This window comes from Micromonospora sp. SYSU B005 (assembly GCF_055362685.1).
Map to the genome: position 1 here is coordinate 405,475 of NZ_JAXCFU010000004.1, position 14,696 is coordinate 420,170.

9 protein-coding genes are annotated in these 14,696 nt (G+C 74.5%); 7 read left to right on the top strand and 2 right to left on the bottom strand.

Annotated elements, in window-relative coordinates; translation table 11 throughout:
- Nucleotides 1–45: 45 nt before the first annotated feature.
- Nucleotides 46–1,977, top strand: coding sequence for a DUF6311 domain-containing protein (locus SM452_RS13480; RefSeq protein WP_463840010.1), 1,932 nt, complete (start codon nucleotides 46–48; stop codon nucleotides 1,975–1,977).
- Entirely contained in the window at nucleotides 1,935–3,719 is a 1,785-nt protein-coding gene (locus SM452_RS13485; protein WP_315985927.1) for a hypothetical protein, read from the top strand. The genes SM452_RS13480 and SM452_RS13485 overlap by 43 nt, the downstream gene beginning before the upstream one ends.
- Before the next feature lie 12 nt (nucleotides 3,720–3,731).
- On the opposite strand, the gene SM452_RS13490 is transcribed toward SM452_RS13485, so the two are convergent.
- Nucleotides 3,732–5,603: a hypothetical protein gene (locus tag SM452_RS13490; RefSeq protein WP_410054917.1), complete on the bottom strand. Its 1,872-nt coding sequence runs from the start codon at nucleotides 5,601–5,603 to the stop codon at nucleotides 3,732–3,734.
- 87 nt (nucleotides 5,604–5,690) lie between these two features.
- Between SM452_RS13490 and SM452_RS13495 the strand changes: the two genes are divergently transcribed.
- Nucleotides 5,691–6,953, top strand: coding sequence for an outer membrane protein assembly factor BamB family protein (locus tag SM452_RS13495; protein WP_463840011.1), 1,263 nt, complete (start codon nucleotides 5,691–5,693; stop codon nucleotides 6,951–6,953).
- Nucleotides 6,950–8,242, top strand: a complete 1,293-nt coding sequence (locus SM452_RS13500; protein WP_357209241.1) for an outer membrane protein assembly factor BamB family protein — start codon at nucleotides 6,950–6,952, stop codon at nucleotides 8,240–8,242. Before SM452_RS13495 ends, SM452_RS13500 begins: the two co-directional genes overlap by 4 nt.
- Here SM452_RS13500 and SM452_RS13505 read toward each other — a convergent pair whose 3' ends face one another.
- Nucleotides 8,243–9,559, bottom strand: a complete 1,317-nt coding sequence (locus SM452_RS13505) for a peptidase C39 family protein (protein WP_463840012.1) — start codon at nucleotides 9,557–9,559, stop codon at nucleotides 8,243–8,245. It abuts the gene before it with no gap.
- Between the two features lie 400 nt (nucleotides 9,560–9,959).
- Between SM452_RS13505 and SM452_RS13510 the strand changes: the two genes are divergently transcribed.
- From SM452_RS13510 to SM452_RS13520, 3 genes are all read left to right on the top strand, one after another.
- Entirely contained in the window at nucleotides 9,960–10,628 is a 669-nt protein-coding gene (locus SM452_RS13510) for a response regulator transcription factor (RefSeq protein ID WP_018788976.1), read from the top strand.
- Nucleotides 10,625–11,791 carry a sensor histidine kinase gene (locus SM452_RS13515; protein WP_194803014.1) on the top strand — a complete coding sequence of 389 codons (1,167 nt, stop codon included), beginning with the start codon at nucleotides 10,625–10,627 and terminating at the stop codon, nucleotides 11,789–11,791. The genes SM452_RS13510 and SM452_RS13515 overlap by 4 nt, the downstream gene beginning before the upstream one ends.
- A gap of 204 nt (nucleotides 11,792–11,995) precedes the next feature.
- A complete protein-coding gene (locus tag SM452_RS13520; protein WP_463840013.1) occupies nucleotides 11,996–14,542 on the top strand; it encodes a malectin domain-containing carbohydrate-binding protein in 2,547 nt (848 codons plus the stop codon).
- Nucleotides 14,543–14,696: the final 154 nt, after the last annotated feature.

Below are 14,696 nucleotides of genomic sequence, written 5' to 3' on the forward strand. Positions count from 1 at the left end.
GGCGATTCGGGTACCAATATCCGGCTCCGGTAGACTCCGCCGACTGTGACGCCTGCCGAGACCCGCGGCGCCTCGACGCCGGACGCCGCCGCCCCGACGGGCCACCGCGCCGTCACCCTGGACCCACCATCGGTCACCATCACCGCCGAGCCGGAGCCGGCGACCACCACGCCGCCCGAATCGCCGGCCGAGCCGGAGGCGCCGGCCACGCCGGGCGCACGGCGCGCGCGCCGGTGGCGGTGGACGCGCCGCCGGATCGACCTCACCGTGTACGGCGGATTCCTGCTCGCCGCGATCTGGGTCACCAGCGGCATCTGGGTCGACCCGGCCGGACGGGTCGCCGCGCTCTACAGCAGCGACCCGGCGCAGGTGCAGTTCTTCCTCGCCCACTCGGTGCGGGTGGTGCTGCACGGCGAGTTCCCGTTCTTCACCGAGCAGTTCAACTACCCCGACGGCGTCAACCTGATGGCGAACACCGCCATCCTGGCGCTCGGCATCCCGATGGTGCCGGTGACCCTCCTGTTCGGACCGGCGGTCTCGTTCGTCACGCTGGTCACGCTCGGTCTGGCCGGCACCGCCGCCGCCTGGTACCGGGTGCTGTCCCGGCACCTGATCCGGCACCGCCCGGCCGCCGCCGTGGCGGCCTGGTTCTGCGGCTTCTCACCGGCCATGCTGTCGCACGCCAACTGGCACCCGAACATCATCAGCCAGTTCCTGCCGCCGTTCATCGTGTGGCGGGTGCTGGTGCTGACCCGCTCGACCCGGCGGGTCCGCGACGGCGTGCTGCTGGCGCTGCTGGTCACCGCGCAGGCGTTCATCAACGAGGAGATCCTGCTCTTCACCGCGCTCGCGCTGGGCGTGTTCCTGATCGCCGTGGTGGTGCAGCAGCGGGAGCGGTGGAGCACCGCGTGGCGGCCGCTCGGCGCCGGGCTGGCGGTCTGCGCGGCGCTGGCCGGTGCGCTGCTGGCGTACCCGCTGTGGGTGCAGTTCGCCGGCCCGATGGCGTACCACGGGCTCAGCGACGCGGTGCGCGACTACGGCAACGACATCGCCGCGTTCTTCGCCCCCGGCTCGCCCACGTTCGGCGGCAACGAACGCGCCAACGTCAACCTCGCGCCGAACTACTCGGAGGAGAACGCGTTCTTCGGCTGGAGCCTGTCGCTGCTCGTCGTGGGCATCGTGGTGTGGCTGCGGCGGGACGTGATCGTCCGCGCGCTCGCCGCCACCGGGCTGTTCTTCGCCGTGCTCTCCCTGGGCGAGCGGATCTCCTGGTGGGACCGGGAGATCGCCACCGGCCCGTGGGAGCTGCTGGTACGGCTGCCGCTGCTCGACGCCGTGGTCCCGACCCGCTTCGGCCTGATCACCGGCGTGACGGTGGCGATCCTGCTCGCGTACGCGGTCCGGCGCGCCTGGGCGCTGCGCGGCGTGGACCGGCGGACCGCCCGCAGGCTCACCGCCGCGGGCCTGGTCCTCGCGCTGCTGCCGATCGCGCCGATGCCGTTGCAGGTCACCACCCGGGAGCCGGTGCCGGAGTTCATCACCGCCGACAGGTGGCGCAAGTACGTCGGGCCGGACCAGACGCTCGTGTCCGTGCCGGTGCCCGCGATGGGCAACACCGACCCGATGCGCTGGGCGGCCAGCACCAACCTCGACTTCAAGATCCCCGGCGGCTACTTCCTCGCGCCGCGCAACGGCGTCACCGGCGATCCCGGACGCTTCGGCGGCCGCCCCAGCGGCATCGGCGAGATGCTGCGGGAGGTATCGTCCACCGGCCGCATGCCGAAGCTGGACGACCGCCAGCGGCGCCGCTACCTGGACGAGCTGCGGCACTGGAACGCGGCGGTGGTGGTGCTGCCGCGCGACGAGCAGAACGCCGAGCCGCTGCGCCGCACCGTGGAGCAGCTGGTCGGCCCCGGACGGCAGGAGCTGGACGTGTGGCTGTGGGACGTGCGGAAACTGACCAGCCGGTCCGCCTGACCGAACCGGCGGTCCCCGCCCCCGCGCCCCGCCGCCGCCGGCCCCGCCCGGTCGACGTGCTGGTGGTGACCGGCTACCTCGGCCTGGCCGTGCTGCTCACCACCGGCCAGTGGCGCCGGCCGGAACGGCTGTTCCACCAGGCCGGCGACCAGATGCTGTTCGAGTGGATGCTGGCCCGGGCCGCCCGCGCGGTCACCGGCGGCGAGAACCCGCTGTACAGCGGCGCGCTGAACGCCCCGGACGGGGTGAACCTGATGGCGAACACGTCGGTGCTCGGGCTGGGCGTGCCGCTCACCCCGGTCACAGTCGTCTTCGGCTCCCAGGCGGCCTTCCTCGTCGCCGTGACGCTCAGCCTCGCCGGCACCGCCACCGCCTGGTACGCGCTGCTCGCCCGACGGCTGGTCCGCTCCCGGGCCGCCGCCGCGGTGGGCGGCCTGTTCTGCGGCTTCGCCCCGGGCATGGTGGCGCAGGCCGGGGCGCACCTGCACATGGCCGCCCAGTTCCTGGTGCCGGTGATCCTCGCGCTGGTGTTCCGCCCGGCCATCGACCGGGTCCGGCGCGACGGCGTGCTGCTCGGGCTCGCAGTCGCGTACCAGGTGTTCCTCGGCGAGGAGGTGCTTGTCTTCCTGGCGCTGGCAGCCGGGGTGTTCGCCGGGGCGTACGCGCTCGCCGACCGGGCCGCCGCCCGCCGCCTGGCACCGGTGGTGGCCCGCCGGCTGGGCGTCGGCGCGCTGGTGGCGGGCGTGCTGCTGGCGTACCCGCTGTGGTTCCAGTTCGCCGGGCCGGGCCACTACCGGGGGATGCCGTTCCACACCGAGGGCTACCGGCTGGACGTGGTCTCGTTCGCCGCCACCGCCCGGCAGACGGTCGCCGGGGACGCCCACCGGGCCGGGCTGCTGTCGCCGAACCCGACCGAGCAGAACTCGTTCTTCGGGCCGTTCCTGCCGCTGCTGGCCGTCCTCGTGGTGGTGCGGCTGTGGCGGCGGCCGCTGGTGCGCGCGCTCGCCGCGTGCGGCCTGCTGTTCGCGCTGCTGTCGCTCGGCTCCCCGGTGGTGGTGAACCGGCACGACACCGGGCTGCCCGGCCCGTACCGCCTGCTCGCCGGCGTGCCGCTGCTGGACCTGGTGGTGCCGGCGCGGTTCGCGCTGGTCTGCGTACCGGTGCTCGGGGTGCTGCTCGCGCTCGCAGTGGACCGGGTCCGGCACGGCGCCGCGCGCACCTGGGCGCCGTGGGCCGGCGCGGTCGCCGCCGCGCTGCTGCCGCTGGCGCCGACGCCGATCCGCGCGGTGCCGGTCCCGCCGGTCCCGGCCGTCGTGTCCGGCGGCGGCTGGCGGGAGTACGTGCCGGCGGGCCGGACGCTGGTGCCGGTGCCGCCGGTGACCGGGGCGGCGGTCAGCCCCGCCATGTTCTGGTCGGCGCGCACCGGGCTGGCGTTCGACGCGCCCGGCGGCTACTTCATCGGCCCGCAGTCGGCAGGCGACCCGGCGGCCCGCTGGGGCGCGCCGGACCGGCCCACGTCGCTGCTGCTGCGCCGGGCCGCCGAGACCGGCCGGGTGCCGCCGGTCGGCGAGACGGAACGCCGGCAGGCGGTCGACGACCTGCGGCACTGGCGCGCGGCGGCACTCGTGCAGGCCGACTCGTCACCGGCCGATCCGGTGCGCGCCACAGTGGACGCGCTGGTCGGCCCCGGCCGGGACGTGCCCGGCGGCTACCTGTGGGACGTCCGCCCGCTCGTCGGCTGACCGGCGCGGGTGTCACACCCGGTCGCGGACGTCCCAGATCCACACGTCGTCGACCCGCTGCGGCGGGCCGAGCAGCTCGGCCATCAGGTCGCGCAGCACCGCCTCACGCGGGCCGGCCCCGAGCACCACCACCGAGGCCCGCCAGAAGCGCAGGTCGTCCACGGCCTGGCGGCGGTTCTCCTCGGTGATCTCCGGCACCTCGTTGGCGTCCATGGTGGAGTAGATGAGCGTGCTGGTGGGCCGGTTCGGGGCGCCGAACACGCCCTCGCCGCGCTCGTTCGGGCCGATGAAGTAGCCACCCGGGATCGGGAACTCCTGCCCGGTCAGCGCGCTCCAGCGCAGCGTGTGCAGCCCGTGCACGTTGCTGGGGATCGGCACCGGCACGAGCGTGCGGCCCTCCGGCACGTACGGCCGCCAGCCGCCCGCGGTGATGAAGTGCGGCGGCGGGTCGATCCGCTCGGCCGGCAGCGGACGCGGGATCAGCGGCACCACGGCGGCGGCGATGGCCACGAGCCCGGCCAGGCGCAGCACCCGGCGACGCGTGTCGCGCGCGGCCGTCGCGCCGTCACCGTCGTCGTCACCGCCGTCGTCGTCGCCGGAGCGGGGGGCGGGCACCGGCGGGCGGCCGGCACCGGCGAGCGCGTCCCACGCCAGGGCGAGCAGCACGCCCACTGCCGCCACCACGACCAGGCTCAACCGGGTCGGCATCATCATCTCGACCAGCGGCAGGTCGTCCGGCACGTACGCCCACGGACCGTCGATGTCGGTCTCCGCGCCGTTGAACCGCACGACCGGGCCGATCGAGGCGATCGTGAACACGACCACCAGCACGGCCAGGATCCGGGCCGGCACCGACCGGCGGACCAGCAGCACCAGCGCGGCCAGCGCCACCAGCACCAGCGGCCAGCCGAACCAGGTGTTCTGCTCGGTCAGGCCGATGGTCTTCTCCACCGCCTCGTCACCGGCGATCGTGTCCCGGGCGAACGTGACGAAGGCGACCAGGTCCTCACCCCAGTTGTGGAAGACGCCGCCCTGCAACCCGCGGTAGGACTGCGGGCCGTTGAACTGGAACCAGATCGGGTACGCGGTCAGCAGCAGCGCCAGGCCGCCACCGAGACCGAGCGCGGCCACGAACGACCCGGCCCGCTCGCGGGCCGCGCGGGGCCGCTGCACCGCGTACGCCACCACGACGACCAGGCAGGCCAGCGCGGTCAGCAGCAGCATCTCCTCGTTGATGAAGATCTGGTACGCGACAAGCAACCCGAGCGCCAGCCCGTTGCGCCGCCAGCGGCCCGGCTCGCCCAGCCGCAGCACCCGGGCCACGATCAGCGGCAGCAGGAAGTTCGACACGAAGTTGGGCTGGCCGTTGGCGTGGTGCACGATGCCCGGCGCGAAACCGAGGAACGCGCCGCCGACGAACGCCCCGGCCCGGGACCGGACCAGGTGCCGGGACAGCACCCAGTACGACGTGGCGGCGGTCGCGGACAGCGCGGCGCCCAGGTAGAGCGCGTACATCACCTGCGGGCCGAGCAGCAGCGTCAGCGGCGCCAGCGGCAGCGTCACCCCGAGCAGCGAGGTGTTCGCCATCATGTTCACCCCGTCCGGCGCGTTCTGCCGGGTGGTGAACAGCGGGTTCTCCAGGTGCTGCACCGAGTACGCGCCGTGCGCGAACAGCCACTCGAACCAGCTGTGGTCGGTGGGCAGGTGCGAGGAGACCCGGTGCTCCACGTCGCCCCAGTAGTTGAGGCAGACGAGAACGCCGAGGAGCACATAGGCTCCGATGGCCAGCACGTCGGCGCGGGCCGGCCGGCGACGGGCGCGGCGTGGCGGGTCGGCCACGACGGCGTCCGCCTCGACGGACGAGGGGTTCAACGAGGGGTCCACCACGGGCACGGCCACGACGCGCCATCGTACAGGCGGTTCGTCACACGGCCGGTCACGGTCGGGCGGCGGCCCGGCGCGCGGGAGAGGATGGTCGTGACGGTCATCGATCTGGGGGAGCTGCGCGACGACGCGCCGCCCGGCCCGGCGCCCCGCCCCCCGCGTGCCGTCGGACGGCCGTTCCGCCTTCTCGTGGTGCTGCTGGTGGCGTTGCTCACGCTCACCGCCGCGACGCCGCCGCGAGGCCCGGTCGAGTGGACGCTGCCCGGCGGCCTGGGATCGGCCGTGTTCGTCTCCGGTGACGTGGTGTACGTGGTGCGGCCGGACCGCGCAGGCGCCGGCGGCGGGCGGGAACTCCTCGCGTACCGGGGCGACCGGGAGCGGTGGCGCAGCCCGCTGCCAGGCGTGGGCACCGCCGTGTCGGTGTGGGAGCAGGACGGCCGGGTGATCGTGGCCGGCCGGGGCGTCGACGACACGGACTGGCAGACGGTCACGTACGACGCGGCCACCGGCGCGGACGTCTGGCGCCGGCCCGGAATCGCGTTCGCGGTGGGCCGGGTGCTGCTGATCCAGTCGGCCACCTCCGACACCACGACGTCGATCGGAGGGCTGGACCCGGCCGACGGCCGTACCGTGTGGACGGCGCCGATGACGGGCGCGCTGGGGTTCGACGTCGAGCCGGCCGGGCCGGCACGCATGGTGTTGTCCCCGGCGACCGGGGAGACGGTGGTCGTGGACGTGCGCACCGGCGCGCGGCTCGTGGCCCGCGACCTGTACCCGGTACGACGGCCCGGCCCGCGCCGGTTGCAGATCGCCCGCGGGCTGCTGCTGGAGTTCCGCGACGGCGACGGGGCCATCGAGGCGTACGACCTGGACACGCTCCGGTCGCGCTGGACCGTCGCGCGGAAGCTCGTCGGCCACGCCGAGAGCTGCGGCGCCCTGCTCTGCGCCGTCGGGCCGGCCGGCGGGATGACCGCGCTCGACCCGGCGACCGGCGCCGTGCGCTGGAGCGCGGACCGGTGGGCGGGCGTGGCGGCGGAGCGTGGCGGCCGGCTGCTCGTCGGCGTCCCCGACACCGCCATCGACGACGGCCTGGCGGTGCTCGACCAGGACGACGGGCGGCTGATCGCCGACCTGGGCGGCTGGACACCGGTCCCGCAGCACGAGTCGGGCGGGCCGCTGCTGGCGACACGGCCGCTGGGCGGCGGCCGTCGGCTCCTGGCCGAGGTGGCCCTGTCCGGCGATCCACCCTCGATCCGGGGCACGCTCACCGGCACCCACTGCACCACCGGCGTGACGCTTCTGGTCTGCCGCCGGCCCGGCGGCGACTACATGGTGCGGCGGCTGACGTGAGCCCGGTGATCGAGCTGGGGGAGATGCGGCACGGCGAGTCCGCCGACGAGCCGGCCGCCGCGCCGCCCCGCCGGCCGCCGGGTCCGACGGCGCGGGTGACACTGCTCGGCTGCCTGGTGCTGCTCGTGGTCACCGCCGCCGCCGGGCCGCCGCGACGGCCCGAGCCGATCCGGGTGCCCGCCCCGCAGGGCGCGGCGTTCGTGGTCCTGCCGGACCGCGTGGTGGTGGCCGACGGCCCGGGCGCGATCGGCCGGGGTGGGCGGGTGGTAGCCGCGTATCGGCTGCCCGGTGGGGACCCGGCGTGGCGGTTCGCGCTGACCGACGGCGACCATGTGCTCGGCCTCACCGCAGTGGCCGGGGGACTGCTGGTGACGAGCAGCCCGGCCGGGGACGGCGACTCCGTCTCGGCCATGCTCGACCCGGCCACCGGCACGCTGCGCTGGCGGCATCCCGGCTACCCGGTCCGGACCGCATCGGGCGGGCTGCTGCTGGAGAACCCCCGCCCGCCCGGTGCGGGCACGGTGCGGGCCGTGGACCCGGCCTCCGGCGAGGTGCGGTGGACGCTGCCCGTACCCGGCCAGGAGGTGGGGTACCGCCGCGACGACCACGGGGTGACGCAGCTCGTGCTGGTCACCCCGCAGGGCCGGGTGACCGTGTACGACGCGGACTCCGGCGCGGTCGCGCACACCGGCCGGGTGGCGCCCGCGGCCGATCGCGCCGCCTACCGGTACGCGCAGGTGGTGGCCGATCTCCTGCTCGTCGAGGACGCCCGGGGCACTGTCACCGGGTACGGCCTGGACGGGCTCGACGAGCGGTGGAGCCTGCCGGTCGGCTCCCGCGCCGGGCTCTGGTTCGCCGACTGCGCCGGGATGGTGTGCCTGCGCGACCAGGTGGGCGGCGCGCAGGCCCTCGACCCGGCCACCGGTCGTCCGGCCTGGACGGACGAGCGCTGGCTGGGGATGGGACCGGTCGGCGACCGGCTCATCGCCGCCGAACGCGGCGTCGGGGAGGAACTGGAACTGTCGGCGCTGGACCCGCCGACCGGCCGCGTGCTGGCCCGGCTGGGCCGCTGGCGCGTCTCCGGCAACGACCTCCCGTCCGGGCCGCTGCTCGGACTGCGCACGCTCACCGAGGACCGCACGCTCGTCGGCGCGCTCGACGTGGCGGCCGGGCAGGTGCGGATCCGGGGGATCCTGCCCGGCGCCTGGTCCGAGTGCGCGGACACGGGTACGCAACTGGTGTGCCTGCGCCCGACCGGCGGCATGGCGATCTGGCCGGCCGGCCGCTGATCACCAGTTGGCCTGCGCCGGGGCCGGCGGCAGCGGCGCCGACTCGGGCCGCAGCACGTACGCGATCCCGCCGCTGCCCACCTGCCAGGCACGCTCGAACGGCGCGCGCGGCACGGTGCGGCGAACCCGCTCGTCGTCCGGCGCGTACGGGTCGTTCAGTACCGGGTCGCCGTCGGCGGTGAAACCGGCCAGCACCATGAGGTGTCCCCGGGTGTCGTAGTCCAGTCCGGGCACCTGACCGGCGGTGAACGCGGCCGAGACGATCAGCGGGATGCCGGCGGCCACGAACCGTTCCGCCTCGGCCAGCGAGCGCAGCCGGGTGACGAAGGCGTCCACCCCGTGCGTCGCCGCGTACGCGGTGTTGAACGGCCAGTTGCCCGGCCCGCCGTAGGCGTGGTCGTAGCAGTGCCGCGCGGCGTGCACCACCTGCGGGCGGGGGCCGGGCGGCGCCACCCAGGCGTACCGGTCCGGGGCGGGGCCGGTGCCCCAGAAGTCGAGCACCATCGACACGCAGGTGGGGCTGCACCAGGAGTCACCGCCGCCACCCCAGCGGGTCTCCCCGGCGGCGTGCAGCCGCTGCGCGTAGCGCGGCACGTCCAGCACCCGCCCCCACGCGCGCGCGTCTCCGACGGTGGTCTTCCGGCTGCCGGCCTTCGCGGTGGCGTCGACGCCCGTGGCCTCCGCGTCGCTGGGCGGGTCGGCCGAGGCGACCACGCCCACCGTGCGCAGCACCGGGCCGTCGGGCGCGTCGAGGCGGCGCAGCAGGGTCACCCGGACCTGCCAGCCGGTCACCGTCGCGCCGGTCACCCGCAGCGTGTCCGCGGCGACCCGCGCCCGGTCGTCCTCCTGCCCGGGTACCGAGGCGCGGTGCACGGCGCTGTCGTCGGCCCCCCAGTTTCCCAGGTCGTACCAGCCGGTGGTGGCAGTGCCGTCGGCCCAGCCGCGCAGCTCGACCCGCAGCCAGCAGCCGGGCGGGGTGTCGGCGGTCCACGAGGGCACCAGTTCGGTGACGGCGAAGCCGGCGGACGTCACGGGGGAGGTCCAGGTGCCGGCCGCGTACTCGGCTGTGGTCCCGGAGTGCGGGTCGGTGTGCGCGACCGGGCCGGCCGCGCCGTCGGGCGTGAGCCCGTCCGGCCCGTCGCGCAGTCCGTCCACACGACCCAGGTCGCGGTCCGCCGGGAAGCGGAACCGGCGGTACGCGATGTCGCGGCCGGTCATCGGGAACCCGCCCGGCACGGACGTGGCGGCCGGCTGGAGTGCTTGTCGATCATCGCCGCCGAGCATCGCGTACCCGAAGGTTTTCTGCAACGGCCGCACGCGCCGCGGGCCGCAACCCACCGACCCGCCCCGCGGTCACCGACAGTGGTCGCAGCCCGGCCCCCGGCATGGTCACCCCGCGCCCTTTGCTCTGCAGCCATCGGCGCAGCGGTTACTGACGGCCACCGCTGCGTATGCGGCTGCAGAGCAAAGGGCGCGGAGGGGTATTCCCGGCGCTGAGGAGCGGTCGACTGTTTCCCCTGTTCAAGCCGATTCGAATCGACGGGGCGTTCGATGTGCCCTGCGGGCGTCCATCACGGTGCGTGATGCCACGCCGAATCAGCCTCGGCGTTACGGCGAGTGACAATCGTGATCCGCGTGGAGGTGGCCGTCGGCTCCTGCGGCTGCCGGTTTTGCCTGCCGCACTAGGTTGTCAGGGGTCACGAGGTGGGAGGCCGGGATGCGGGTACTGGTGGTCGAGGACGAGCGCAACCTCGCCGACGCGATCGCGCGCGGGCTGCGCAAGCGCGGCATGGCTGTCGACGTCGCCTACGACGGCGACGCCGGGCACGAGGCGGCGTTCGTCACCCGCTACGACGTGGTGATCCTGGACCGTGACCTGCCCGGCGTGCACGGCGACCGGATCTGCGCCGACCTGGCCGCCTCCGGCGCGCTGACCCGGGTGCTGATGCTGACCGCCAGCGGCACCGTCGCCGACCGGGTGGAGGGGCTGCAGCTCGGCGCCGACGACTACCTGGCCAAGCCGTTCGCGTTCGACGAGCTGGTGGCCCGGGTGCAGGCGCTCGGCCGCCGCGCCACCCCGGCCGCGCCGCCGGTGCTGGAGGTGGCCGATCTGGTGCTCGACCCGGCCCGCCGGGTGGTGAGCCGGGGCGGCGTGCCGCTCGACCTCACCAACAAGGAGTTCGGCGTGCTCGCCGAGCTGCTCAAGGCGCGCGGCGCGGTGGTGTCCAGCGAGGAACTGCTGGAACGGGTGTGGGACGCCAACACCGACCCGTTCACCACGATCGTCCGGGTCACCGTGATGACGCTGCGCAAGAAGCTCGGCGACCCGCCGCTCATCGACACGGTCGTGGGCGCGGGGTACCGCATCGGTGGGGTACGGCAGTGAGCGCGCCGGCCACGCGCCGGGTACGGCCGACGCTGCGGCTGCGGCTGACCCTGCTCAACGGCGTGCTGCTGGTCGGCGCCGGGGCGATCCTTGTGCTGCTGGCCTGGCTGCTGGTCCGCGACGCGCTGCGTCCCACCGACGAGCTGCTGCCCGGCACCACAGTGGTGCTCAGCGACGGGCGCACCCTCGACGCCGGGGAGTGGCAGCGGCAGCTCGTCGACGCGGCGTCGCAGGAACTGCTGGTCAAGGGGCTGCTCGCGCTGGCGGCGATCAGCGTGGTCGGGGTGGCCGGGGCGTACCTGGTGGCCGGGCGGGCGCTGCGCCCGCTGCACCAGGTCACCGCCACCGCCCGCCGGCTCGGCGAGGCCACGCTCGACGAGCGGATCGGCTGGTCCGGCGCCGACGACGAGGTGGCCGAGCTGGCCGAGACGTTCGACGCGATGCTCGACCGGATCAGCGGCGCCTTCGAGGCGCAGAAACGGTTCGTCGCGAACGCCTCGCACGAGCTGCGGACGCCGCTGGCGGTGATGCGTACCGAAATCGACGTGACGCTCAGCGACGACGACGCCGACCTCGCCGAGTACCGCCGCATGGCCGGCGTGGTGCGCGACGCCTCGGAGCGCGCCAACGGCCTGGTCGACGCGCTGCTGGTCCTGGCCCGCAGCGAGGCGCAGACCGGCCGGCGGCTGGGCCGGCGCGCCGAGTCGGACCTCGCCATCGGCACCGCCAACGCCCTCTCCGCGGTCTCCCGGGAGGTCGAGCGCATCGGCCTGAAGGTGCACACCTCGCTGCGCCCGGCGCCGGTGGTCGGCGACCCGGGCCTGCTCGACCGGCTCGCCGGCAACCTGGTGGAGAACGCGGTCCGCTACAACCACCTGCACGGCCGGATCTGGGTACGCACCGGCACCGACGGCGAGCGGTCCTGGCTGGTGGTGGGGAACACCGGCTTCGAGGTCGCCCCGGCCGACGTACCCGGGCTGTTCGAACCGTTCCGGCGCGGCGGCCAGGAACGCACCGGCGCGCGCGGCTCCGGTCTCGGCCTGTCGATCGTGCGGGCCGTCAGCGACGCGCACGGCGGCACGGTGAAGGCGGTCGCCCAGCCCGGCGGCGGCCTGGAGGTGACTGTCACGCTTCCGTCGGCCGACCCGGCGGCGGCCACCTGACCGCCGAGCCGGCCCGCCCGGCCGGTGAGACGGCCTCACCTTTTCGTGCGGGCGGCCTCGGCTGTCCTGGCCGGACCCGACGGTGGTCGGCCCCCGGCGCACGGTGGTCGGGCAGAATGCGCCGCCCGCGCTGGACGCGGAGCCGGGGATCAACGGAGAGTAAGCGCAGCGACGCCTCACCCTGCTCACCCACCGGAGCTGCCCGTGACCCACCACTCGGCCTCGCGCCGCCGCCGCATCCTCGCGGTCCTCACCGCCGGCGCCCTCACCGTCGCCGGCCTCTCCCCGGCCACGCCGGCGGCCGCCGCCGCGCCCGGCCACGACAAAGTGGTCCACACCGTCCCCTCCGCCGCCTCGCCCGACGTCCAGGACGGCTCGGTCGACGCGATCCACGACGCCGGTACGAAGATCATCGCGGGCGGCTCCTTCACCCGGGTGCAGAACCGCAACTCCGACGTCGACATCCCCCGGGACTACCTGCTCGCCTTCGACAAGGCCACCGGACAGGTGGACACCGCGTTCGCGCCCACGCTCGACAGCGAGGTGACGGCGGTCGTCGCCGGTCCCACGGCGGGCACGGTCTTCGTGGCCGGCAAGTTCAACACCGTCAACGGCGTGACCCGGCGCAAGGTGGCACTGCTCGACGTCGCCACCGGGGCGGTCGTCACCAGCTTCGCGCCGCCGGCGTTCAACGGGCTGATCAAGGACATCGCGCTGGTCGGCAACCGGCTGCTGGTCGGCGGCATCTTCACCACGGCCGGCAACCTCAACCCGCGCGGCGGGCTCGCCTCGCTCAACGCCACCACCGGCGCGGTCGACAGCTACCTCACCACCACGCTGACCGAGAACCACAACTGGGACGGCGTCAGCGGCGCCAAGGCCGGCGTGGGCGCGGAGAAGCTCGCCGTCTCCCCGGACGGCACGCAGCTCGTCGTCATCGGCAACTTCAAGAAGGCCGACGGGGTCCTGCACGACCAGATCGTCAAGATCGACCTGGGTGCCACCGCCGCCACCGTCGCGGACTGGAACACGGCCCGCTACACGCCACGCTGCAAGTGGCAGTCGTTCGACTCGTACGTCCGCGACGTCGCGTTCTCCCCGGACAACAGCTACTTCGTGGTGGTCACCACCGGCGCCCCGTACGGCGGGACGCTCTGCGACACCGCGGCCCGCTGGGAGGCCGGCGCGACCGGCGACAACCTCCAGCCGACCTGGGTCGACTACAGCGGCGGCGACACGTTCCTGTCCGTCGGCATCAGCGAGCAGGCGGTCTACGTCGGCGGTCACCTCCGCTGGCTCAACAACAGCACCGGCGCCGACAACGCCCGGGCCGGCGCGGTCGGCCGGGCCAGCATCGCCGCGCTCGACCCGGTCAACGGCCTGCCGCTGTCCTGGAACCCGGGCCGGCACCCGCGCGGCATCGGCGCCTCGGAGATGCTCGTCACCGAGTCCGGTCTCTGGGTCGGCGGCGACACGCTCTGGATCGGCAACTTCCAGTACCGCCGGGAGCGGATCGCGTTCTTCCCGCTCGCCGGCGGCAAGGCCCCGCACCCGACCGGCACCGCCACGCTGCCGGGCAACGTCTACCAGGCCGGCCTGCCGAAGCCGACGAACGTGCTGTACCGGGTGAACGCCGGCGGTCCGCTGGTCGCCGCCACCGACGGCGGACCGGACTGGGCGGCCGACACCAGCTCCAGCCCCAGCCCGTACCACAACACCGGCAGCTCGACCTCCAGCTTCAACACGGTCGGCAGCCTGGACGCGACGGTGCCGGCCGGCACCCCGGCCGCGCTCTACAGCGACGAGCGGTACGACCCGGCCGGCGGCGCGGAGATGCTCTGGCAGTTCCCCGTGCCCACCGGCACCGAGGTGCACGTGCGGCTCTACCTGGCCAACCGGTACGACGGCACCTCCGCCCCGAACACCCGCGTCTTCGACGTGGCGCTGGACGGCACCGTCGTCCTCGACGACCTGGACCTGTCCGCCAGTGTCGGGCACAACGTGGGCACCATGCGGGAGTTCACGGTGACCAGCGACGGCACCGTCGACATCGAGTTCCGCCACGTCAAGGAGAACCCGCTCGTCGACGCCGTCGAGATCGTCAAGACCGGGCCACCGCCGGCCGGCACCGGCGAGGAGGTGCAGGTCCGCTCGTACGACGGGCTGACCGGCGTCGGCACGCCCAGCCCGGTGGCGAACCCGGACGAGACCGTGTGGTCCGCCACGCGTAACGCGTTCTGGGTCGGCGGGACGCTGTTCTACGGTGCCGAGGGCGCGCTGTGGCGGCGTACGTTCGACGGCACCACGTTCGGCACTCCCGAGCTGGTGGACCCGTACCACGACCCGTACTGGGACACCGTGGTGACCAACTCCGGCCCGACCGGGCAGACGTACGTCGGCGCGACCACCGGCTTCTACGCCGAGATCCCCAACGTGACCGGCATGTTCTACCGGGACGGGCGGCTCTACTACTCGCTGAGCGGGCAGAACGGCCTGTTCTGGCGCTGGTTCACGCCGGACAGCGGTGTGGTCGGCGCCGACCGGTTCACGGTGGCCGGGGCGAGCGGGTTCGCCGATGCGGGCGCGCTGTTCGCGGCCGGCACCACGCTCTACAAGGTGAACCGGAGCACCGGTGACCTGTCCGCCGCCGACTGGACGGGCGCCGCTCCGTCGACGACGTTCACGGTGCGCAGCGGCCCGGCGGTCGACGGCGTCGACTGGCGCGCGAAGGCGGTGTTCGTCGGCCCGTAAGGAAGGGCCCCTTCTTAACGCCTGCGGTAGAGGAAGGGCCCCTTGTTAACACCTCGCTGTTAACAAGGGGCCCTTCCTTGCACGAGCGGGGTTGTGTGCTCGGCGCGGGCGATGGAATGATCAACCGGTCAGCCCGAGAGGTGGAAGGGGGTGT

Bases quoted from the DNA above. Each gene is read 5' to 3' on its own strand.
- SM452_RS13510 (WP_018788976.1), top strand. From the start codon at position 9,960: ATGCGGGTACTGGTGGTCGAGGACGAGCGCAACCTCGCCGACGCGATC.
- SM452_RS13495 (WP_463840011.1), top strand. From the start codon at position 5,691: ATGGTCGTGACGGTCATCGATCTGGGGGAGCTGCGCGACGACGCGCCG.